The organism is Pseudoalteromonas sp. SIMBA_162 (assembly GCF_046535955.1).
Taxonomy (GTDB): domain Bacteria; phylum Pseudomonadota; class Gammaproteobacteria; order Enterobacterales; family Alteromonadaceae; genus Pseudoalteromonas; species Pseudoalteromonas marina.
The window spans coordinates 1-406 of record NZ_JAWJBQ010000099.1 but is presented as its reverse complement, the minus strand read 5'-3'; the positions used below and the strand labels follow the sequence as shown (position 1 = coordinate 406).

1 protein-coding gene is annotated in these 406 nt (G+C 64.3%); it reads right to left on the bottom strand.

The genetic code is table 11. The annotated features are described in order from the left end of the window. Positions 1-237: LPS export ABC transporter periplasmic protein LptC (lptC, locus tag R0J88_RS18880; protein ID WP_410900709.1), on the bottom strand; the 237-nt coding region annotated here is incomplete at its 3' end. Positions 238-406 lie beyond the last annotated feature (169 nt).

Here is a 406-nt window from a genome sequence, read left to right as displayed (position 1 = left end):
ATCGCCTGGCGTGTGCTCGATATGCGGCGAGGTCATGGACTGGATCGCCACGCCGCGTGCATCGAAGCGTGTCATGTCTGCCCCGTCGAGATAGTAATCCGGCTCACTGCTGTCGACCTCGACATTGACGGTCGATTCCAGGCTGTTGCGCTGCTCGATCAGCGCCAGCACGCCACCGACGAGCAGCAACAGCAGCATCAGCCAGAGACGCGGAGAAGGGCGGGGCAGACGTAACATCAGGGACGCGACTCCTGCAGGTAGGTATCCAGCACCGAGGCCCAGTGGCCCTGTGCCTTGAGCAGCAGATCACAGAGCTCGCGCACGGCGCCATCGCCGCCCTGGCGTGAGGTGACCCAGTTGGCCTCGCTCATCACGTAGGCCATGGCGTTGGGCACGCTGACGCCGA